Raw genomic sequence first — 22,169 nt, 5'->3', positions numbered from 1 at the left:
TCCGGTAAGAGTTGAGTAGGTTGCATGACGATTTAGGCTGAGCCGTTCCGCAGCCGAAACGACGACGGCTCACACTTATGGGAGAAGTGCATGGCAGCGCTAAACGTTTACACGAGGGGTGGCGTCCTGGTGGCGCAGTTCAATCGAGAAAAGCCGTTAAACCCGCTCAACCGAGAACTTGAGCGAGGGATCTTCGAGACTTGTCGATTGGTCCAGGACGAACCCGCAGTGAAGGCGATGGTCCTTACTGGTGGAGTGCACCGCTCTTTCTGCGTCGGTGATGATTTCAACGAAGCAAGGGAAGTTAAGACGTCGGCCGACGTTGAGGACTTGTTAGACCGAATAATAGGGCTTTATGTTGCGATTCTCAGCGTGACAAAACCTACCATAGCGGGAATGGACGGATACGCCATAGGCGCTGGACTCGAGATGGCGCTTTGCTGTGATTGGCGCGTAGGAACCCCAACAACCAAGGCGCTCGGCTGGGAACTTAAGCAAGGTCTGGCTTGCCCAATTGGGGCCTACATGCTGGAGAAATCGGTCGGGCGCGCGGCGATGTCGGACATTATCTTCGGTTCCGAGGTTGTGCCGGTCGAATGGGCCGCAGAACACAAATTCTTCCATGAGATTGCTGAGACGAAGGAGGTCGTCGAGAGGGCCATCTCTCGGGCTGCGATCCTTGGCGCCTATCCGGAAGTCAGTTATCGGCGAACGAAAGAGTCTGTGAACCGTTCCTTCATCGCAGGGCTGCGGGAGCTGACGCCGAGAGCGATCAGTATTCTTTTAGACGGGTTCCTTAGCAACTCCGCCCAGGCCCATTTTTCACGGGTTCTGCGACGATAGCGGCCAGAATTCAAGGGAGAAAAAGGGCCCTTGGCAAGTACCCTCGCCATGACGTTGCCGATCATCCACTTGATCTAACCTGATACAGGGCGTGCCATGGCTAGCGACTCCCTTAGGAGAATCTACTCCCTTTACGTAATCCGAAGCCTCAACAAGTAGGCAAGGGGCGCATCATCACCGGGAAGATTGGTCGACTCTCATCGTCGACCGAAGCTACTGCGTTCAGCAGATGCACCTTGCAAGAGTTCGTAGCGACAACGGGTGACGGCAGCGCTGATTCGGCTCACTCTGTACGATACGATCGAAAGGCAGCATCTGCTCAAGGTCCGCAACCTTGATCAAACGTCTGATTTTCCGAACGGTGTTGCGCGAAAAGGGGATGCTAATGAAGGACTGCGAGTTCGGCGACAATGATTTCCTGGCTGCCCGCCCTGCACAGTTGACCCGATGCGAGACGCTAGTGCTTCTGTCCAACGTAGCTGATCGTTGCTCCGCAAATCGGCGATAGTTCGAATGCAGTCCCCCATTTGACTGGCTGACGAGCTTGCGGCCGATCTCGCGAACGGGGCAGGCTAGGGCGGCATTTCGGCAGCAGGCTTTATTGTTGACGGTGGCCCGTGTGCTGCTACTTACCTTGGCTATAATGGGAGCTCATCATCGCAACCCGATTGACGATGTGCAGATCCAACCGCTGGAGCCGCGCGCCATGCTCGCGGTTTAGGCGATTGAGCCCCTGATCACCGCAGCTGCGTCGTTTGGAAGAAATGGCCTTCTGAGCCGCGATGTCCACCGTTACTCGCTTAAGATGGCGCGTCCGCGGCGCGACGGCCTCAAGAGCCTGATCTCGACCCGTAATCATCCCCCGAGGTACCCCTTGTCGCGGTGAAGCGGCATAATCTCGATGCATCAACTCCCAGTCGGGCGCAAAGCTCCACCGGCTCGTGGCTTCAGTTCATGTTCCAGCCTCAGCCGAATCTGACACTGCTCGACACCCTTGCGGCTGCCCGCGCTGGCAAGAAGTTAGGTCGGCAATCCGCTATCGAACATTACTGTGAGCCGAGAAGTGAAATCGTTCGGGGGTGCTCTTGTCGACCAACATTGTCGGCAATACCTCAAACTACAAAGAGCCTATTGGTTAGGTCGGCCAGCCGTCTTCAACGCTCGCGAGGACCTCTCTTGAACGGTACGACAGAATGTAAAATTTGCCAATCGCGTCGTCTCCCTGGAACGGCCATTTGGCGCGTCGCGGAGGGAATCGCTACTAGGCTCAGTTGATGGGCTACGGATCCGCTCGACACTTGCACCAAAGTTGACGAGCGACCTGTGTGAACTTCAAGTCAGTGTGCCCATCGACTGTAGTCGTTTCCAGAGATATCGCGTCCGCCGCCGCGCTACTCCAAATGTTGAGCTACGTCGGCCATCGCCGCTCCCAATAGCATCGCCGACGTTTCGAGGTCTAGCTCTGCCATCTCTGCCTCCGCATTGCGAAGCAGGTCAATAATGCTCAGCAGTTGCTTCCGCCGTTTGGCGTGGGCCACAGAATGATTATCCTCAGCGAAGAGTCCCTTGTCGCGTCGTGCTTTTAACCGATAGGGGAGCTCGCCAGCTGTCGGTTTAGTAGGTGCCTTAAGAGAGAGACAAGCGACGTCATTGACCATTTCGGTATCCAGCGCGATCAGGCAAATTGGAATAGTTCTCGTTGAGCTATTCTCAAGAAGGCGCTGACATGTTTTCAATGCATCTCGTGTCGGTGGTGACGCAACGAGGATGAGATCCGGCAGAAGTGCGATGGCCAGAAGCACGCTGTGCTTGAATTCGGTCGTAATCACATGAATCGGGGATCCATCGATGCATTGATCGATGACTTGCTTCAACTCACCGAGGTGCGGCGCTGCCGCTATCACTAGCGCCATTGGGATGCGTCGTTCCATCGAGCCCTTGGTTCGTAATTGGCCGCATTCTGGCAATGCGTTTGGAAAGCTTGTACTGTTGATCGATCGTGTCATGTGCGGCCCCTCCTTGTGATTCTTGAATGCGCGAGTCGCCGCTCGGTCTAAGTGTCTGGAGAGCTCTCCCGTTCTGTGGTCAGCGCGGGCTACCCGCGTCCTGTCTGTGTACTCACAGAGGGTGACGCTTGAATCGCGAAACCAGTCGCCCGAGCTAGTAGCGATTGCACTTCTAGACACATGATCTTCTAGCAGGCGCTTATGCGTTGTCAGGCAAGATCACGTCTTCGTTCTCCTGAACATTTTAAAGCGCACCACCAAAACGACTGTCTCGGTGGTGAAGAATAGAGCAAAGATGAAGGAAGTCCGCCGACCATTTCTGGTAGGAGGCGCAAGATCGCTTTCGGTTTACATACTCATCTTAATCGTCCATCCTAGGAGTTACGCGGTGACCTGAAGGCGTTAACTATCCGCCGGAACAAGGTCCCTGGGCGAGACCGAACCGCGGATGCACCTTCGTGTTCAAGCTGCTGCGGTCGATCGCCTTCTTCGGAGCTTCCGAGGATGGTCACACGTTCAAACGTGAGCTGATGGACATCGAAGCTCACTGTCCCCCCGCCTACGACCGAGAGGAGGAATGCTGGCCTGAAGCTGCTCATTCACTGCGCAGATCAACTATTCCGATTTCCAATCGAATGCTTGGAAAAGGGCATAGCGCTGGTACGGGCGTTCACCCACAATTTCATGGATCGTCACACGAAGGAGACCACCATGCATTTCGTCACCCAAAAGTTTTCTCTGCTCCTGATGCTGCTCGCGACCGCCGGCTATTCGTTTCCGACGGTTGCACAAACTGACGCCCCTATTATCGCTTCGATCCGCAAAACCGGCGAAGTCAGGGTAGCGATTACCTCGCTACCCCCTTACATGACTGTGTCGCCAAGCGGAGAGGCGACGGGTCCTAATATTGACCTGCAGAACATGGTGCTCAAACGCATGGGTCTGCCACCGCTTACGGCGATGCACATGCAATGGGATGCCATGATCCCCGGAATTCTGGCTCACCAGTTCGACTACATTGGCGCCTATCTCGCGATCACGGAAGCCCGCTGCGAAGTACTGGTGTTTTCGGCGCCCACTTACGCATCTCAGGCCGGGCTATTTGTCCTGCCTGGGAATCCGAGGCATTTGATGGGCGTCACGCAGCTTGCACACAGCCCCGACATCAAGGTAGCTGTGGTTACAGGGTCAGCCCAGGAAGCATATGTGCTGAAGCAGGGAGTGAAGCCCGAGCAACTCGTGCGCGTCCCTGACGTTCAGGCTGGCAGCGCTACGGTGATCGGCGGTCGGGTGGACGTGTTTATAGTTAGTCAATTCGGCGTCCCCAATCCGGAGCAGAAGGGTCTCGAGCTGGTCGTCGACGAACAGTCGCCAGTGGACGGGTTTGCAATCGCGTTCCGCAAAGAGGACGTGCGTTTCCGCGACGCATTCAACGAGCAGCTCAGGCCGTTGCTAAGAAACGGCACGATACAGAAGCTGTACGAGAAGTACGAGGGCCCCAGCGGGGATAGGGTAGCCCAGCTGATCGCCAAGTTCACCAAGGCCGGTGACCTCGTGCCAAGCTGCGAGTGAAGAGCAACAGCAGTGAAGGCTATTCTGGAGTACTGGCTTGTGCTTGCGCAGGGTCTGTGGGTGACCATATGGACATCAGTTTGCATCATCGTTGGTGCAGCACTCAGCGCGGTCGTTCTCGGCGCTCTGAGGCTCTCTGACACGCCGGCGTTACGGGTGGCGTCAATGCTCGTCATCGAGGCTATTCGCGCTCCCTCGGCTCTGATTCTCCTGTTCTGGGTGTTCTATGCGCTCCCGCTGCTGCCGGGTATGCCGCGGCTGAGCCCTCTCGCTGCGGCGATCCTCGTGCTTGCGCTCGATGGAGGCGTGTACGGCGCTGAAATCGTTCGTGCTGGTATTGAGGCCGTGCATCGCGGGCAAACCGATGCGTGTCGTGCACTTGGGCTGAGCAAACTGCAGAGTTTCACGAAGATCGTTCTGCCACAGGCGCTCTCCCAGATCGTGCCCGCTTTCGGCAGTCTAGCGAGGAGCATGATCAAGTGGACCGCGATCGCGAGCTTCATCGGCGTCCATGACGTGCTCTATGTTGCGAACTTTGTTCGCGGCCAAACATATGAGACCGTCACCGTCTTTTGCCTGCTTGCTGCCTTTTATTGGATCCTAAACGTTCTTTGTGGCTTTGCTTTCCGCGCGCTTGAGCAGGTCCTGCCGCTGAACCGTGCATTGCGAGTTGCGCGCGTATCGGTTCGGGTCGCATCCAAAGCAGATGCCAGTGTGGGAGCCGCCGGATGACGTGGGATTGGAGCTTTGCCTTGAAGATCCTGCCGGATCTGATGGCGGGCGTTTTCTATACCGTGCTGGTGACGCTTGCGAGCTCGGCGATTGCGTTAACAGGGGGGCTGCTGCTGGCAATCTTGGAGAGTGTGAGCACCGCGTTCGGGCGGGCATTCGTGCGTTTCTGGCTTGAACTCGCCCGAGGTGTGCCGGCCCTCGTGCTGCTGTACTTCGCCTTCTATGTGCTCCCGGAAGCGGGAATTACCCTTCCGGCAATGCCTATTGGCATTGCTGTGTTAGGAATTGTCTACGCCGCCTACTCCTCGGAGGTTTACCGAGGCAGTCTTATCACGATCCCTGTTGAGCTGCGCGACGCGTGCGTGGCGCTAAATTTGAGCCCGTATGTTACATGGCAACGCGTGCTCGTTCCGTTGATGATCAAGCGGTCTCTCCCTGTCCTGGTTAACTATGTACTCGGTCTTTTCCGAGAGACCACGGTGCTGTTTGCGCTCGGGATACCGGTGCTAATGGGGCAGGCTATTGTGGTTGCCGACCAAAGCTTCCGCTATCTTGAGCCTTTCACCTTGGCCAGCGTCATCTATCTGGGCATGAATTTGCCGTTCCTCTTCCTCCTTTCCAGATTCAAGGTCAAATATGCTTAGCGCCGTGGAATTTAGCCGCTCTGGACCCTTCGTGCCCGCGGCCGCCGCAGCCCCGATGGAGGCAGATGGATCCGCGAACAGATCGCAGCAGGCAATGTGGTCGATCGAATTCGAAAAGGTCTCGAAATCCTTCGGTGCTCACCGCGTGCTGGTGGATCTTGACCTGCACGTGCGGCCTGGCGAGAAGGTCACCCTGATCGGACCGAGCGGTTCAGGAAAGACGACTGTGCTGCGCCTGGCGATGACCTTGGAGAAGCCCACCGGTGGGGATATCCGGGTTTTCGGAGAGAGTATCGTCTTCGATGCGGCGGGCAAACCGATCTCCGGCTCGCAAGAGGCGCGAATCCGCCGCCGGTGCGGCATGGTCTTCCAGCAGTTCAATCTGTTTCCGCATCTGACCGTGTTGCAGAACCTGATCTTGGCGCCAACGACCGTGTTGCGACAGTCGAGGGAGCAGGCGGAGAAGAGCGCGTTCGAGTACCTTCGGATAGTGGGCCTGGAAAACAAGGTGCATGCGTATCCCGCTCAGCTTTCCGGAGGTCAGCAGCAGCGCATTGCGATCGCGCGGGCGCTCATCTTAAGACCTGAGATACTCTTGCTCGACGAAATTACCTCGGCGCTGGACCCTGAGCTCGCCGGAGAAGTTCTCGACGTGGTGCGAGGTTTAGCGCAGGAGAGCAAGGTGACACTGCTGATCGTCACCCACGAGATGCGATTCGCGCGCGATGTCTCAGACCGCATTGTTGTCTTCGACGCGGGTCGCATCATTGAGCAGGGCTCGCCCGAAAAGATCTTCACCAATCCCGAGTCCGAGCGCACGCGCGCCTTTCTGCGCTCCATCCTGAACCATTGAAAGAATCATACCCGTGCAGATCCTTTCTGAAATTCCCAAGGCGCGTGCGGCCGAATGCAGCGAGCGGGTCAAAAACAGCAGATGACCTTCAAAGAGATCTACTACCGCGTCCAGGAGGTGGCGGGCGCATTGGCTGAAGCTGCTGTCGAGCCGGGCGATCGCATTGGACTAATGTTGAACTCATCGCTGGAGCACATCGAACTGTATCTTGCGATCGCTTGGCTTGGCGCCCCGCGCCTGAAGTGGAGGAGTTGGCAGTGCTGGCAGTAAATGTGGCTCTAGGAGAGCAGGAGATCCTGGCGGTGGTCAAGCTGCCCGGGCAGGGCAGGATCCGCTGAGCACTTGCTCCAACGTACCATAAAAGAAAATCAACGTCGACCTCCAAGGCTTCTTCGATGCAAGATACATGTACCGATCTGACTGGCGCTGTTGCTCGATTCGTTTCAACTCTCAACATGGATGACGTGCCGGCTGGTGTGAAAGCCGAAGCTCGCCGTCTTTTGCTCGATTCGATTGGCTGCATGCTCTCAGCCACGCGCACGCGCATGGCGCCGATCGTCTATGGCATGGCTAATTTCTTAGGGGAGGGCAACATCGCGTCTGTCGCGGGCCGCAAAGTGCGCGCGAGCCTTGCGGGCGCCCTGTATGCCAATGGCCGTCTCGGGAACTGTATGGACCTCGACGATACCTTTCCCGTCGGCCATCACTTCGGCATAGCGGCTGTCGTTGCCGCGCTCGCGCTAGCGGAGGTGCGGAAGGCCACCGGCTCACAGTTGCTGCAGGCGGTGATCGCTGGATATGAACTAGGCGGGCGGGTGGCGAGTGCATGCGGGCCCATCATGCGCATCAAGGATGGTCGCCTTGCTGGCTTTCCGGAGCTCTACAGTTGCTCCGCGTCGGTGGTATTTGCGGCAGCAGGCGCGGCAATCAAGCTGGAGTCTCAGGACGAAACTGTAGCGCGCCATACGCTTGGTATAGCTGGCTCGAATACCCCTGTGCCGGTGACGAGCATGTGGGGCGAAACCATAGATCTGCCCGATAGCAAATACGCGGACGCCGGTTGGGGAGCACTTACCGGCGTGTTCGCAGCGCGCTCAGCCGCGCTTGGCGCGACCGGCTTATATGCCATCTTTGACGGCGACCGTAACATTATCAAAATGAGCGGTACGGATCGTTTCGAGCCGGATACGCTGGTCGGCGGCTTTGGCTCGCGGTGGATGCTTGCTGACATCACCTACAAGCCGTGGCCGGCGTGCCGCTGGATTCATCAACCGCTCACTGCCCTCTCCAGAGCCGTCGGAAAGGCGAGTTTCGACCCTCAGCAGATCGAACGCGTCGTAATTGCTACAAACACGATGCTATGCACTCCACGTTTTACCAATCCTGAACCGCGCACGTTCTGTTCACGGCAGTTTAGCATTCCACACGCCGTGGCCATGGCGCTGCTCGGAGTACCTGTGGGTCCGGCTTGGTTAGCCGAGGACAATCCCGCCGTTAGGGTGTTGCGGAAGAAGGTGAGCATTGAGCAATGGGATCATGGAAATACGTTCGCAAGTCATATTGAGCGCGGGCAGCTGCGCAATATGCCGGCACGCGTGACGATTTTGATGCGCGACGGCACGCGCCTTAAAGCTGAAACGGAGTTTGCTTCAGGCGACCCATGGGTGGTCGACACCGCCTGGGGTGACGAGCAGGTAGCTGAAAAGGTTCGCGTTGTCAGCGGACTATCCATAGCGCGCGCGAATGAGCTAAGCGACGCGGTGTTGAACGTCGAAGCGCAACCGGATATCGAGTCGATCGTATCAGTGCTGCGTGATGCTTGAGAAACAATTCAGAGATCGAGGTAGGTCTCCGAGAACACTATGCTGAGCGGGAGGTCAGTCACAAATTGTTAAACGAGTCAAAGTTTGTTGCATCGTACTCGATAGTCGTTCAACAGTCGAAAGGGTGGACAGCCACGACTTATTCCACCGCTTCAGCATAAGGCCTTTCGTTTCCGAGCCAGTAGGCGCCTGATCCTCTGCTCCCCCAATCTTTGATGTAACTGAAGCAATGTAGCGGAAGCACTTACTGGAGTGTCCAACCACAAGTAGCCTCTTTGAGCGCGCGCGAAAGTGCCGTCCGGCTTTTGTCATTGAACTGCGAGCACGCCTATCGTACCTCGTGCGGGCCGACGGCGTATAAGAGCGCCGATTTTTTTCTCGCCCGCACTTCATTGCTGGGCAACGGCTGCACATCGGCGTTAGGCTTGAATGCGTGCTTCGTTTCGCGCAACTCGATATTCTCTCCGCAATGCAGAAGACCATCGTCATATATTTGTGATGGGGAGCTGGATCTCTTTGGGGGGAGGGTCGAAGTATTTGATCGTCTCCATCGAATATTCGAACGCTCTTTTCAGCGAACGATAGCTTGGCGCGATGCGGCCGCATCGCTCTCGCATGGCGGCTCCGGCGATTGGCGTTAGTGTGGTGCAATCGGCTGAGCCCACCAGAATACTCATTCGGATTCCAAGCTGCATCCTCTCTTTTGGCTGAACCGTGGCCGGGGGCCTCAGACTCTTCATGTAATGCACTTTGCCTCGGCGCCCACCGCGAAGCCATTTTACCCGCTCACGCGGGGTCTCGGTGATCGAATGGAACTCGCCGCCGATCCGCTATCGAGCCCCGTGATCATCGTACATGTAGACCGATGGCAACGTCGGCCGCCGTCAGCCCAAAGGCCGGGACGAGGAAGCTGTCAACGTCGTCCCTCCGTCCCTCCTGCCATCGGCCACAATCTTCGTGTGTCTAGATCGGCGCATTCGCCGATCGAGCATGTGCGTTTTCGAAGTTCTGCTATCAACGTGCGAACATTTCGTGTGATTATCACCGTTTAACCGCGAGTTCTGCGCCATCCTATAGCAGGATGCAACAAGCTGCGATCCAGTCAACTACCAGTCCTAGTAATTGATCTACATAACAGAAGCATGTCACCTGTCGGTCGATACGTCGGCAGGTCAAACGTCACCTACGAGGAGCTCGGCATGCAATATCAACCACAATCTGTTGTCGCCAACGGTCCTGGTCGATGCGCTGGCTCGTCGCGTGCAGACTTCTTTCGTGTTCCGGTCTCCTCCAATTGCGACCGCTCCTTTCTCATGGAGGCGCATAACGGGCTCCCCGGGGCGATCGCCAAGCGTTGTCGGGATCGGCCCTGTCAATTGCGCGCTCTCTCGGCCACCGATATGGGAGCAAAACTTCACGGAACCAACTTGTCGATGCGGAGCACATAGCAGACTTGACCGAACTGCCTGTACTTGTTGACGCTTACAGCGGCTTCGGGCATTGCGACGATGCGCGCCTGCTAACGACGCAGACTCCGTCACTCGCACTCGTGGGATACGAACTGGCGTTGCCACGGCTTGGCCGGTATCGACTGAAAAGAGAATAGGGATCGTTGCCGAAGTCGCCTCGGACATCCTTGGATCTCAAGGTTCATCTGGCATTCATCGCTGGCCGCCGCCGGCCGGCGGCCATGTGAGCAATTCAGCCGGCCGAGTTGGGAAGGCGCCTTTTATGCTGGGGACCGAGAGTTGGTATCTCGAGGAATTCGGCCCAGCGTTCGAGATCCTGTGGATCTCGCTGAAACGCGTTCCGCGGTGGAAATCGTTCGCGGCTCAGCTCGACATCACCTCGCAGCGAATAGTCTCAAATAGAGAGTGAAGCAATCAGCTCTTAGTAACTTCGGATCCTTGACAAGCCGTGGGAAACTAACATGACCGAGAATTGGCCAATTCGGCGCTTGAAAGACGTTTCTGAAATTGGACGTTCAGCCTCTGCTTTCAGCTCGTTGCAGTTGCCGGCCCCGATGTTTGGAGCGCTTTGGTCGGAGCTCCCGCTAGGCTGGCTTGAAAGGATGTATATCGGGCGACTTTGTCGGAAGGCGCGCACTCGTCAAGGTCTCTCGTAGCTGCAAAAACTCGCACATTGAGGCATGCGGTTCTGTGGCGGCAATAAGGACGCCGTACGAGCTGAACCCGCTGCGCAACAATAGTCCAATCCAAACGGAGGTTCAGCATGCGGCGCAATGATGAAATGAAGCTCGGAGTGATGCTCCTTTCTGGAGGGTATCATGCTGGTGGATGGCGCGATCCGAACGTACCAGCGAATGGCGGAGTTGATATCGACTATTTTGCTCACCTAGCAGCACTCGCCGAAGGGGCGGCATTTCAGTTCATATTTCTGCCCGATATTCCAAGCGTAATGGAGCAAGATCAAGGAACGACAGCTCGTGTAAGCCGAAATGATGGGTTCGAGCCTATCACACTATTGTCGGCGCTTTCCTCGAGAACACAACACATCGGTCTTGTTGCGACAGCGACAACGACGTACCACCAGCCTTATCATCTTGCACGCATGCTCGCCTCACTCGATCACCTATCCCAGGGAAGGGCGGCCTGGAACATTGTCACCTCGGCAAATAAGTTCGAACCCCCCAATTTCGGTGAAAAGGAGCTTCCCGATCATGACTCGCGCTACGCTCGAGCGAGGGAGTTTGTAGAAGTTGCCAAGGGGCTTTGGGACACGTGGGAAGACGATGCTTTCATTCGCGACAAGCAAAGCGGTGTTTTCGCTGACACGACGAAGCTGCATTTGCTTAACCATCGGGGTGACTACTTGTCAGTGAGAGGTCCACTTAACATTGCACGGCCGCCGCAAGGGTATCCCGTGTTAGTTCAAGCTGGCGCATCCGACGCCGGAATAGCATTCGCTGCAGAGCTCGCCGAGGTCGTATTCACGGCCGAGCCTTCTTTAGAGAACGGCAAACAATTCTATGCAACTCTCAAAGAGAAAGCGCGCGCATTTGGGCGGAATGACGATCAAGTCCTAGTCATGCCGGGCATTGTTCCAGTCGTCGGGAGGACCAAGCAAGAGGCCTCTGAGAAACTTGAAAGACTACAATCGTATACGCACATCGACGTTCTAACTGGAGTGGCCGATCGTGTGCTGGGTTTTGTCACCGACCTGCGTTCGGTGGATCTCGACTCATTGGTTCCCGAGACTTTACCGCAGACGAATTTTGTGCAAAGTCGTCAGAAGCTACTCCTTGACTTGGCCGTGCGCCAGAAATTCACCTGGAGACAACTGATCCGCTTTATATCGGACAGCAACGGCCATCTCCTGGTCGTTGGAACTCCGGACGAAATTGCCAATGTCATGGTGGATACATTTGATCAACGTGCGGCTGATGGATTCAACGTATTGCCGGCGACCTTTCCCGGCGAACTTAAGGATTTTGTTGAACTCGTCGTTCCCGAGTTGCGCAGGCGAGGCAAATTCAGATCCGGATACGTCGGACAAACACTAAGAGAGAACCTCGGTCTCACGCGGCCACTTAATCGGTTTGCACAGGCAGGTGTAAGCAGTCGTCCGTGAAAAGGCGCCCAAAGTTGTTGAGAGGAATTCGCCTTTGGCACGGCGGTGGGTCTTGAGATTCCCTCGAACCTCGGGCGTGATTCCGTGGTCGCGGCGGAGGGGGACGTTTCGACTGAAGAGCCGGAGACGATGAGGGAAAGGTGATCTGTTTCGCGCCAGGCTTCATTAATCATCAATCTGGGCAGCTTGGCGCCTCATCGACTGGGACTGGATCGATCGCGAGATCACCGCCGCTCTAAGCGACCAAGGCCGGTGCGCGATCGCCAGCCGGTTCATGATCGGGCTGCTGCTCAAAGGTATCCATGGCCTGTCCGACGCGATTCCGCGAGCACTGGGTGCCTACGGCGCGTGCTTCCAGCACTTCACCGGTGGAAGTTTTTCCGGCACAATTTCCGCACGAACGCTCCGATTTCAGCCATTGGCGCAAGCGCCTCGGCACGAATGCGGAATTTGTGCCGGCCGAAAGCCTGCCAGCCCGGGATATCTCACAGTCGATAAGCGCATCGGAGCTCCGAATCAGCGAAAGTTGTTTTGCGAGAACGACTTCTTGATGATTCGAGGAGAGCCCCGATGCCGACGGAGTGTAACGCGGAACGGTTTGACTTTGGACTCGTCGGACGCCGCGAAGTTGTGGGTAGTTTTGACGGGGGGACGATCACCTCGGACGCCGGAGCCTTGCTGCTGGGGGCGACGGATCGGGTGATCGGCCTGGTTAATCGGTTGGCCACGTGCTTCACCGATTATCGCAGGCCGGAACTGATCGAACATCGCGTTGCGACCTTGGTGGGTCAGCGGGTGTTCGGGATTGCACTGGGCTACGAGGACCTCAACGATCACGACGAGTTGCGTCGCGATCCGGTGATGGCGGTGCTGGCCGGCAAGCTTGAAGCGGGCCGAGCGAATTGCGCACCGGTGGCAGGGAAGTCGACCCTCAACCGTCTTGAACTGAGCCGCGAGACGGCAACGCGCTATCACAAGATCGCCCATGATCTGAGTGCCATTGAGAGCCTGTTCGTCACGCTCTTCCTGGAAGCCCATAAAACGCTGCCGGAGGAGATCATCCTTGATATTGATGCCACTGACGATCCGCTGCACGGGCACCAGGAAGGACGGTTCTTCCATGGCTACTACGATTGCTACTGCTATCTGCCACTCTACGTCTTCTGCGGTCGGCATCTGTTGGCCGCCAAGCTGCGGCCAGCGAATATCGACGCTGCCGCCGGCGCGGTGGAGGAGATTGCCCGCATCGTGACGCAGATCCGGGCGCGCTGGCCGCACACGCGGATCATTCTGCGGGCCGATTCAGGCTTCGCCCGCGAGGCCCTGATGGGGTGGTGTGAAGCCAATGCGGTCGACTACATCTTTGGCCTGGCGAGGAATGCCCGCCTCAAGGACACGATTGCGGTCGAACTCGGCGAAGCGCAACAGGAGAGCCAACAAACTGGCAAGCCGGCACGCCGCTTCAAGGACTTCACCTGGTCGACCCTCAAGAGCTGGAGCCGCGAGCGGCGTCATCGCCAAGGCGGAGTGGACCCGGGGCGAAGAGAACCCGCGCTTCATTGTCACGACGCTGACCCAAGGCGACGGCCGCCGTCTCTACGAGGATGTCTATTGCGCCCGCGGCGAAATGGAGAATCGGATCAAGGAATGTCAGATCGACCTTTTTGCCGACCGCACCTCGACCGCCACCATGGCGGCTAACCAGCTTCGCCTGTGGTTTGCCTCGATGGCTTATGTCCTGATCGAGGCTACCCGTCGCCTGGCTCTGCAGGCGACCGATCTCGCCGATGCCACCTGCGGCACCATCCGCCGCAAGCTCTTCAAGATTGGCGCCCTCGTCACCCTCAGCGTTCGTCGGATCAAGTTCGCCATGGCCTCAGGCTGTCCATACAAGGCAGTCTTCGCCACGGCGCATCGTGCCCTCGATACCACTTGAGCCGAGACCGGATCGCCAACAGCGCCAATGCGGCCCGCAAACCGATGCCGCGCGCCCGTCTCCACCCGCAAGCCGTGTAACATCGGACGCCGAGACTCGTCCCGCGCGAACACTGCGATCGGAGCGGACGGGAAACACAAAATCAGCCCGAAAACGGCTTCCGGTAGCTCAAACCGCTACCTCACGATTGGTGGTGTGCGATATCCGGGCTAGCGGCGCATGAGGCCAGCGCGCAGAGGCGCGATGTCACGCGGGTGAGGGTGGATACTACGTTCAACCCGGGTTACCTTGCCGACCGATGCCAAGCTTGCCCATGGGGGGCTGAGGGGCTCAATCGCCGAGGCCGTGAGCACGGCCTGCGGCTGCGGCAGTCGTTCCTGCTCTTCGCCAAACGCGCCGCGATGATGGCGGGACCCTACGACCACTCCAAGCAGTTCAAGCGCTACCATCTCGAGCTGCGGAGCTAAGCTACGCACGCGGCTCGGCCGTCTCATCGGCAGCATCCGCCGTAAGATCATCGGCCAGCCAGAGCTGAGGCTGCGTTTGAGCGGCCGCTGGCACGCGCCGAGCAGTTTCAATCACAACAGCAAGGGTCGCGGGTGAAAGCTCTATTACTTCCACGCCCCCGGGTCGAATGCTTCGGCAATGCCAAGACCAGCGCCCTACGAGTTACCGGCATGGACAACGTCCGTTCTCGACGGCGATGTAGACCCCTCTGCGACAGCAGGAGAAGGCGTATCCAAGACGAACATAATCAGATTGGTATTGATGTAGGTAAGAACACGTTCCATGTCGTTGGACTCGATGCTGGTCCAATCTTGTTACGCAAGAAGGGATCGAAAAAACTGAGCAGTCTCTGACTAATATACTGTGCTGCCTGATCGGAATGGACGCTCTTGCAACGAATGCAGAAACGGGCAACGAATGCAGAAACGGCTCCCCGGATACTTCTCGAAGCCTAATTCAACACCATCTCTCTTCTTTAGGCCGGCGAGGTATTGAGGCGGCGCATTCCAAAATGTCCTCGAGGCGACAGCCTCAAATCGAAGCCGGATAGATTGGGCACACTGCGAGATCCCTTTGTGGCTTCCTTGCAATGCGAGCGTGGTCCATAGACCTCGTTAAACTTTAAAAGTGCAGCCCATCCGTCAGCTCCTGAATCGTTCTGGAAACAGGCCGCGGGCGACAAAGTCACCGACCGGTGAACGGCCGCTCGGCTGTTCACGCTGCAACAGGTCAGCTGTTAAGTTTGCACCGTCGCCCTTGCGCCCAACGGCGATCGCGATCTCGACCGCAAAACCCTCGGGCACCCTGAGCACGGTGCTCGCCTTCTCCACGTCAAATCCGCTCATGCCGTGTGCGGCCCAACCTGCGGCCGTTACCTGGTTGGCAAAGTTAGCCCAGGCGGCGCCGGTGTCGAAGGAGTGCGTGCGGGAGAATTGCGGGTCGGTCTTCCTGGGAGAGCTGAAGTGCTTCCTCGACAGCAGATAGATCAGCGCCGCCGCGTGTCTCGCCCAGCCCTGGTTGAACTCGATCAAAGGGCTAAGAAAGGTGTCGAATTCTGGCTGGCCGCGCAGGGCATAGAGAAAGCGCCATGGTTGGGAATTAAAAGCCGACGGCGCCCACCGAGCGGCCTCGAAGAAAGTGTTCATAACACCTTCCGGGATCTGATCCTGTGTAAACCCACGCGGCGACCAGCGGCCGACGAATATCAGGTTTGCGGGATGTTCGGCTGCACGAATTTTGGAGGCCGATTTCTGAATGGTCACTCTCTTCTCCTTCGTCCTTTTGGCACTCGGCTGCGCCCGCCCGCATGTCGCGGACGTGGCGCCTCGACGAATCCGGGTCCTCTTAGCGAGAGATCGATTTCGGTGTTTTCGCTGCCCGTGATGATCATACTTTTAAAACTTGGAGCTACGTGAGCGCAATCGTGGTATTGACGATCTGCTCGGCGTCGACGCGCGGCAAAGCCGAGTCGCTCGGGCCACTCAATTGCGCCGCCGTATCAGGCCCCGCGCTCCTCTAGCCGGTGATCGGCGATTTGTCGGATATATCCAGTTCGATTTCACGCGACACCTCTATGATGGTTTCTGGATGATGGCCATTCTCGAACAACGAGTATTTGACCGCTTGGTCGCGACTCACGAAAAGGCCGCCAAAAATGCCGTTCTGTTCGCGGGCAACCCAATTGCCATGACGATTTCTGCCAACAAAGACGGTCGACGGTGTGGGGCTGCACGAAGGAGGTTCGAGGAGCTTCATGATCATAATCCTTGCATGATCTTCCAAGGGTGTACTCCCTCGTCGGCCGAGAACTGCCAAGTCCATACTGTAGAGCCTGTAGGAAGTTTGACTTACAGCGATTCAATTCATCCCGTCGAACATGATTTTGAGAAGAGCATACCGACCTCGTAACAGCAGCATAAGGTCACATGTTGCGGCACGTCTGATTGATACTCGTGACTTGAAGATCTCCACCCTGGGTCACGGAATTAGCGGTCCTGCGGCAGCACAAGCGTGCCGATTGCGTACTTGCAGCCGCTTTTTTGGAACCGCGAGGGTCTTCGGTCGGGGAAAGCATCTGGAACGGGCGTGCCTGGAGTGATCTGGTTGTGAAACTGTCCACCTGCGCCGAAGCTCAGCACGACGTCCTGGCCGGTTTTCTGTTGGAAAGCTGCAGCAATCTACTTGGCCGGCTCCGTGAAATTCTCGGCAACCGGGTCGATGCTCGCCGCTTCGGCGCTGGCAAGAACAAAGTTTGTCAGCTCATTCATTTAGGGTCAAACGAGCAGGCGTCATCGGCAACTCCTGGGACGCGTTGACGGTGGCTCTTTCTTCCTCATCCCAGCAATCGGCGTGCCACTCACGGAATCTGCTGCGCGCCTTGGTTGACGCAGAAACACGCGCGCTGCCAACGAACGTGTGGAATGGCCGTTCCGCTTTGTCGAGCTTCCGACATCAGGGTCCTGAATCGGACATTGGGGAACGTGATAAAGGCGGCGTCTGGGCCAATCGTCGATGTCGCCTCGAACGCGCGCGCCCCTCCACGAAATCCGCCGCAGTTCGGCAGATCAGTGCAGAAAACGAGCAAACGGCAGCTGCAATTTTTTCGACTCCCCGCCAGCAACTTCTGAGCGGCATGGCAGGCGAGATGGAGCATATCATTCTGGAATTCGAACGAAGCGCAGGTGAAGACGGAGATTCAACATGCTACACATGATGCTCCCGTGCTCGAAAGGCAAAAGAAGGCAGGCCCCGTCCTTTCCGTTGGCGGAGATCTAGATTACCGGAAGCTCTCGAATAAAAAATTCCCGGTGTGCCGCGCTGCTCGTACTCAGCCAATGTTGTGAACCCGCCCGGATCCTTTCTGCGACGTGGCGTCGTTTGTACGCTGACTAACGGCATACCTTATATTGCCGCTGGAGCGAGGTAGCTATGGGCGGGACCGTAGGGGTCCCGCAGCAATGGTTTGACCAAATCACGGTTATCGCATTCCGCTGGTTGCTCATAAGATGCCATGCATCCGATCCTCGGCGTCGATGGGTTCGCGTATCTTCATCAGCTGCGGCAGCGCCCGAATCTAACGCATGTTGGGCAAGGAGCGTCCGAAGGAGGTTGTTGAACACGCGCAAAAGCACAAGCTGCAGTGCCCCGCAAATAATTTGATTGTCGAGCATGGACACGCCTCGCTGCTCCGCGCCATCGTCGTTGCTCCAGGACCTTGCAGCGAGAAAGAGTGCGAATGCTTTTTACGGGGCCATTTTGGTCCGGTTCCCCAAAGGAAGTCTCCTGAAGTCTCAAACCAGCCGACGGAGGACAAGACCTATAAGGGACGGATCGAGTGTTTACTGGCCGATTTGCCCACTTCTCTGCCGGGCCAGAGCCCTATGCAGCACCGGGGGCGGAGTCTGCGGCAGGTTGGAGGTTCGAATCAGACGTAAACTCCGGTTGGCTTGCGGCCGGTAGTTGGCTTGCGGCCGGTGCGTCGTACTTTTCACGATTTCCATCTCCCGAGGGTGTTGGCAATGACCGACTGGCCCGCCTTGGAGAAGCTCTCAACAGCCGTTCAATTTTGTCTTGACGGTGCAACAGAAACCGAGCGCCTCGCATCCGCAAGTTACTTTCTGCCCGCCTCCGGCTCGTGGCTAACGCATTGCCAACGGTCTCTTTCAGTAGCCGAAAACGATTGTCGGCCTCGAGGGGCAAGTAGAGCATTCTCTACCAATTTTCCATCGTGCGACTTGCAAAAAAAACCGTGGTACGCGACCTTGCGATTCTTCATAAGAAAGTGCTCCCCATGAACTGAGTAGGTCTTTAGAAACGCTTGCGGAGAGAAAGCAAAGCGTCCGGACATTTCAATACCAGGAGTAAGGAATCTCACGGCTGCCTCATCCGTTTCGCGTCGAGATTGTAGACCTGACCGAACCGGTTGCTGAGGAAGTCCGCCAATGCGATCTCCTCCTGTCGGACGAAGCCCTTTGCCGGCAGGCTTTTCTGCGCCAAAAGGTCGATGACGGTGGCAATGCCGGCCGCAGTAGTGATCTGGATAGCACTTAGTTGTCGCCCCGCAACAATTCCGGCATACATCTTGTTGGCATAGGTTTCCTGCACATACCTCCCATTTTGCCAACCGCAGACAGTGACAAAGATGACGACAACGTCCTGCATTGTCGCGGGTAACGCCTTTTCGAGGAGATCCTTCAGCACATTGCGGCGGTTCTTCAGATTGAGGTCGTTCAGCAGCGCCTTAATGATCGCCTGATGACCAGGATACCGGATGGTGCGGTAGTTCATGGTGCGCACCCTGCCTTCCAGAGTCCTTGCCAGCGTGCCAAGGCCGCCGGAGGTATTGAAAGCTTCATATGTCACACCGTCGAACGAAAACTCCTCCCGCTCCTCCATCGCCGGCACACTCACCAGTCTGCCTTCGACAATGGCTTCGCAGGGCTCGATATATTCGTTAATCAAACCGTCGGTGCTCCAGATCAGGTTATAGTTGAGCGCGTTGGAGGGATACCGAGGCAGCGCGCCGACGCGCATGCGTATGCTGTCGAGGTTATCGAAGCGCGAGGCCAGATCATTGGCGACGATCGAAATGAAGCCGGGCGCCAGACCGCATTGGGGAATGAATGCGCGCTCGGCATTTTGCGCCAGAGTCTCGACTTTCTTTGTGGTGGCGATATCCTCGGTCAGATCAAGATAATGCGCGTCCGCCGCCAGTGCGGCGTCGGCGATCTGTTCCGTCAAATGGAAGGGTGCGGCCGAAAGCACGGCGAATTTACGATTGAGCGCCGCTACCAGATTTGCATGATTGGCAATGTCAAGCATCGCAGTGGAAATCGCTGGATGGCAGTCGATCGTGGCGAGTTGCTCGACGCTACGGTCGGCGACAGTCACTTTGTAATCGCCGGTGTCGGCCAGCATCGATGCAATGGCTCCACCAATCCTGCCTGCCCCAATGACCATGAGGTCTTTCATGTTTGTCCCCTCTTTCACTTTGGGTTTTCAGGAGTTTAAGCAAGGTTTGGACGATTCATAGCGATAAAAGACTGCATTTCGACCTATATGTTTCGGCAGGTTGACTAATCATGTCGACGTATCTGAAAGGTGCCCAAGCGCCCGACTGCGGACGACGAGAACTGTTGACGCTTCGGGGTGAGAAAGCCCGCATGCCGAAGGTGACATTGGCGAAAAAGGTTGTCACCTATCGCATGCCCGGCTTCAGCGCTTGGAAAGAGAAGGGGTGATTGGCGGTTATGGTGGCCGGTCGTTCCAGGAATATGCTTCGAGATTTCCCTCTGAATGCGGCGGGGTCGTCCCGCTCCGGTGGACCTTTCAATTACCCACAAATTCTCCTCCAACGATGGCGCCCAGCCCGATGGCGGAGAGGCGTGACAGCCCGCGCCCATAACGGTATTGCCGGGCCGCGGATCGCTGGTGCGGGCTAGATAACCGCCGAGCCGGGCGATCTTGATCAGATAGTCCGAGAGCGTGTTCTGTCTTGCTTTTTGGTTTGTCGTTGACGAGGCGATCGAGCACGCCGATTTCAGTCGCAGTCAACGCGAGGGTTGGTGGCGCGTCTGGGGCGGAACGGTTGAGCATCGTCATCCAGACCCGCTAACTCAGGATGCAAAAGAGCGAAATCAGATTGGTCAGACGCTGGGCGATCCTGAGCTTCGACTCCTCAGCTTTGCAGCCGATTTGAGGATCTTGTGGAACACCTCGATCTTCCATCTCAAGCATACCATTCAAGCTTCTCAATGGCGTCGGTGCGGGAACCAACAGGCAGGTCGGTGATCAGCTTCCAATCGATCTTCTTTCTGTTCTTCGGCGTCCCGCGTTCTTCGGCATGGATCACCGTCAGGGTCAGAGCGGGATAGCGCTTCTGCTTTCCGATCGGCGGCAGGACGCGAATCTTGCGATACCTGATCTCAAGAACGGCCTGGTCGCGATCGCCGTTGCTGTCTCTGACTTCGACGCGGTGGAGCCCTTTGACGACGACCTCGTCCATTTCGTCGGCGATCGTGTGATCCCCATGTCCAGCCAAGCGGTCGACGCAGGTCCTGATCAGGAAATGAGTTCCGATCTCCTGTGCTGCGCAGAAGAGCTCGTAGATGTCACTCTCGCGATCACCGATATGGATGCATCGTCCCGGATGATCCAACAGTTGCGTAGACTGCTTGAGATTGTCCAACCACCGGATGCTTTTCGTTTTCTCGATGGGAATCCGGGTCGGATTGATCTTCTTTTTAAGGGCTAGCGTCCCCTTGAATTTCTTCCGGGTCCAGAACTTAGCGGCCGTCAGCCCCAGCGGCATCCCCCCGCGAGGCTCGAATGCATCAGGATGCCGCAAACCGTGTGCGATCTGAGGCGACCAGCCTTATCCCGTCCACTGTTTATGCTCTTGGTGATGTCGATCGCTTCTGACTTTTCGCGTTGATAGCTGAACTCGGTTGTATCGTGCCGCACAAGAACGAGACCTTCAGTGGCGGCGGCACGATCAGGGAAATGGCCGGCCAGAATGTCCGCTTCGCTGACCCGGTCATTAGAGAAGAAGCGGTAGGCTGCCTTGGTATTCGCTCGTAGCAGACGAGCGGAATGCTTTGTCCCATGGGGCTTCCAATCTGCGTGAGCAGTTTGCGGAATCTGTCGCCGAGCCGCGCGTCCCTAAACTCGCATCCACTACTCTCTCGATCAATCCAACATTCACTTTCCAGGGACCGCAAACAGCCTTTTGCCGATCTTATTCCTTGATGTCAGGCCCATAGAGCACCTCGTGAATCAGGTGCTCAGCAAGGAATCACAAGTGATCCTTGCGATTCAAGAATTTCCGATCAGCGGATCAGCCCGAGTGGTCAAAGTTATGGGTAATTGAAAGTCGGTGCACTGCAAGCCCTTCGCCGTGCCGCTGGCGAGCGCGCCATTATGAATCCGAGCCCACTCGCAGTGGAGCAGGCTGCCAATCGGCGCTCAAATTTTGCATGCCGAATGACACTCTCCAAAACGATCTTGAGCTTCTCATCGTCGGTCCACCGACGGCGTCGGCCACTCTCAACAACCTCGAACCGCTCGATCTGAGCACTGCACTTATTGCTGTCCATAAGGGCTGTACACAGCACTCGCCTTAACCCGACAAGGCGGCCCTCACCGGAGGGAGACTAATTGGGCCATGATGCAGGAATGCAGACTACGGGTAGAGGTTAGAGCCGGCCCCGGAAATCTGCACAGGACGCTAAGTGGAGTTTCTGCCTGACGGCGGGCACGATAGGCCCGCGAATCAGGAGAGACCATGAGCAGACGAGCCCGCCGGAATCACTCACCGACCTTCAAGGCGAAGGTGGCGCTGGCAGCCATCAAGGGCGACCGGACGATAGCCCAACTGGCCGAGCATTTCGACGTCCACCCCAATCAGATTACGGCGTGGAAATCGCAGCTTGAGGGCAATGCTTCCGAGATTTTCGGACCTGGGGGCGGGCCGCCGGCCGCGCCGGCAGTCGATGTGAAGTCGCTGCATGCCAAGACCGGGGAGCTGACGCTGGAGAATGATTCCTAAGAAACGGCAGCACCTACTTTCGGCTCCAAGGGCTGGAGAACAAAGCCGAATGCCTTGGCACGCCGATGCAAATTGTTGACCACTCGCGTCCGGTAACGCGTCTCGTAGGACGAGGC

Annotated in this window: 18 protein-coding genes and 2 pseudogenes; 12 read left to right on the top strand and 8 right to left on the bottom strand. The window is 57.0% G+C overall.

Annotated elements, in window-relative coordinates; translation table 11 throughout:
- The first annotated feature begins 90 nt into the window (after positions 1–90).
- Positions 91–843, top strand: coding sequence for an enoyl-CoA hydratase/isomerase family protein (locus IVB22_RS26845; RefSeq protein ID WP_247520261.1), 753 nt, complete (start codon positions 91–93; stop codon positions 841–843).
- A 1,391-nt stretch (positions 844–2,234) separates the two neighbouring features.
- On the opposite strand, the gene IVB22_RS26840 is transcribed toward IVB22_RS26845, so the two are convergent.
- Complete coding sequence (locus tag IVB22_RS26840; RefSeq protein WP_247520260.1) at positions 2,235–2,849, bottom strand: hypothetical protein; 615 nt, start codon at positions 2,847–2,849, stop codon at positions 2,235–2,237.
- Positions 2,850–3,560: 711 nt separating this feature from the next.
- Here IVB22_RS26840 and IVB22_RS26835 point away from each other — a divergent pair.
- The 6 genes from IVB22_RS26835 (at position 3,561) to IVB22_RS26810 (ending at position 8,473) form a co-directional block, all read left to right on the top strand.
- Complete coding sequence (locus IVB22_RS26835; RefSeq protein WP_247520259.1) at positions 3,561–4,421, top strand: transporter substrate-binding domain-containing protein; 861 nt, start codon at positions 3,561–3,563, stop codon at positions 4,419–4,421.
- Between the two features lie 12 nt (positions 4,422–4,433).
- On the top strand, positions 4,434–5,153 hold the full coding sequence (locus IVB22_RS26830) for an amino acid ABC transporter permease (RefSeq protein WP_247520258.1): 720 nt from the start codon (positions 4,434–4,436) through the stop codon (positions 5,151–5,153).
- Positions 5,154–5,173: 20 nt separating this feature from the next.
- Positions 5,174–5,797, top strand: a complete 624-nt coding sequence (locus IVB22_RS26825; RefSeq protein WP_247520257.1) for an amino acid ABC transporter permease — start codon at positions 5,174–5,176, stop codon at positions 5,795–5,797.
- A gap of 94 nt (positions 5,798–5,891) precedes the next feature.
- Positions 5,892–6,650: an amino acid ABC transporter ATP-binding protein gene (locus IVB22_RS26820; protein WP_247520256.1), complete on the top strand. Its 759-nt coding sequence runs from the start codon at positions 5,892–5,894 to the stop codon at positions 6,648–6,650.
- Positions 6,651–6,704: 54 nt separating this feature from the next.
- Positions 6,705–6,920 carry an AMP-binding protein gene (locus IVB22_RS26815; RefSeq protein WP_256467459.1) on the top strand — a complete coding sequence of 72 codons (216 nt, stop codon included), beginning with the start codon at positions 6,705–6,707 and terminating at the stop codon, positions 6,918–6,920.
- 125 nt (positions 6,921–7,045) lie between these two features.
- On the top strand, positions 7,046–8,473 hold the full coding sequence (locus IVB22_RS26810) for an MmgE/PrpD family protein (protein WP_256467458.1): 1,428 nt from the start codon (positions 7,046–7,048) through the stop codon (positions 8,471–8,473).
- A gap of 485 nt (positions 8,474–8,958) precedes the next feature.
- Here IVB22_RS26810 and IVB22_RS26805 read toward each other — a convergent pair whose 3' ends face one another.
- Positions 8,959–9,150: a hypothetical protein gene (locus IVB22_RS26805; protein ID WP_247520253.1), complete on the bottom strand. Its 192-nt coding sequence runs from the start codon at positions 9,148–9,150 to the stop codon at positions 8,959–8,961.
- A gap of 1,555 nt (positions 9,151–10,705) precedes the next feature.
- Between IVB22_RS26805 and IVB22_RS26800 the strand changes: the two genes are divergently transcribed.
- On the top strand, positions 10,706–12,064 hold the full coding sequence (locus tag IVB22_RS26800) for an LLM class flavin-dependent oxidoreductase (protein WP_247520252.1): 1,359 nt from the start codon (positions 10,706–10,708) through the stop codon (positions 12,062–12,064).
- Between the two features lie 570 nt (positions 12,065–12,634).
- Positions 12,635–14,000, top strand: a pseudogene (locus IVB22_RS26795) (IS1380 family transposase).
- Between the two features lie 1,148 nt (positions 14,001–15,148).
- On the opposite strand, the gene IVB22_RS26785 reads toward IVB22_RS26795, so the two are convergent.
- Positions 15,149–15,769 (bottom strand): nitroreductase family protein, encoded by a 621-nt coding sequence (locus tag IVB22_RS26785; protein WP_247520251.1) that lies wholly within the window; start codon positions 15,767–15,769, stop codon positions 15,149–15,151.
- A gap of 253 nt (positions 15,770–16,022) precedes the next feature.
- Positions 16,023–16,262 carry a hypothetical protein gene (locus IVB22_RS26780; protein ID WP_247520250.1) on the bottom strand — a complete coding sequence of 80 codons (240 nt, stop codon included), beginning with the start codon at positions 16,260–16,262 and terminating at the stop codon, positions 16,023–16,025.
- 350 nt (positions 16,263–16,612) lie between these two features.
- Between IVB22_RS26780 and IVB22_RS26775 the strand changes: the two genes are divergently transcribed.
- Both IVB22_RS26775 and IVB22_RS26770 read left to right on the top strand, forming a co-directional pair.
- Entirely contained in the window at positions 16,613–16,822 is a 210-nt protein-coding gene (locus IVB22_RS26775; RefSeq protein WP_247520287.1) for a hypothetical protein, read from the top strand.
- 2 nt (positions 16,823–16,824) lie between these two features.
- Entirely contained in the window at positions 16,825–17,220 is a 396-nt protein-coding gene (locus tag IVB22_RS26770; protein WP_374207677.1) for a hypothetical protein, read from the top strand.
- A gap of 1,157 nt (positions 17,221–18,377) precedes the next feature.
- On the opposite strand, the gene IVB22_RS26765 is transcribed toward IVB22_RS26770, so the two are convergent.
- The 4 genes from IVB22_RS26765 to IVB22_RS26750 all read right to left on the bottom strand — a co-directional run bounded on the left by IVB22_RS26765 (position 18,378) and on the right by IVB22_RS26750 (position 21,226).
- Positions 18,378–19,478 carry a saccharopine dehydrogenase family protein gene (locus tag IVB22_RS26765; protein ID WP_247520248.1) on the bottom strand — a complete coding sequence of 367 codons (1,101 nt, stop codon included), beginning with the start codon at positions 19,476–19,478 and terminating at the stop codon, positions 18,378–18,380.
- Positions 19,479–19,835: 357 nt separating this feature from the next.
- Positions 19,836–20,108 (bottom strand): hypothetical protein, encoded by a 273-nt coding sequence (locus IVB22_RS26760; protein ID WP_247520247.1) that lies wholly within the window; start codon positions 20,106–20,108, stop codon positions 19,836–19,838.
- Positions 20,109–20,235: 127 nt separating this feature from the next.
- Positions 20,236–20,817, bottom strand: coding sequence for a hypothetical protein (locus tag IVB22_RS26755; protein WP_247520246.1), 582 nt, complete (start codon positions 20,815–20,817; stop codon positions 20,236–20,238).
- 79 nt (positions 20,818–20,896) lie between these two features.
- Positions 20,897–21,226 (bottom strand): transposase, encoded by a 330-nt coding sequence (locus tag IVB22_RS26750; protein WP_247520245.1) that lies wholly within the window; start codon positions 21,224–21,226, stop codon positions 20,897–20,899.
- 563 nt (positions 21,227–21,789) lie between these two features.
- Between IVB22_RS26750 and IVB22_RS26745 the strand changes: the two are divergent.
- Positions 21,790–22,047, top strand: a pseudogene (locus IVB22_RS26745) (transposase); the annotation flags it as partial.
- Positions 22,048–22,169: the final 122 nt, after the last annotated feature.

The sequence above is a fragment of the Bradyrhizobium sp. 190 genome, from assembly GCF_023073415.1.
Lineage (GTDB): Bacteria > Pseudomonadota > Alphaproteobacteria > Rhizobiales > Xanthobacteraceae > Bradyrhizobium.
This window is presented reverse-complemented; position numbering and strand designations above follow the sequence as displayed.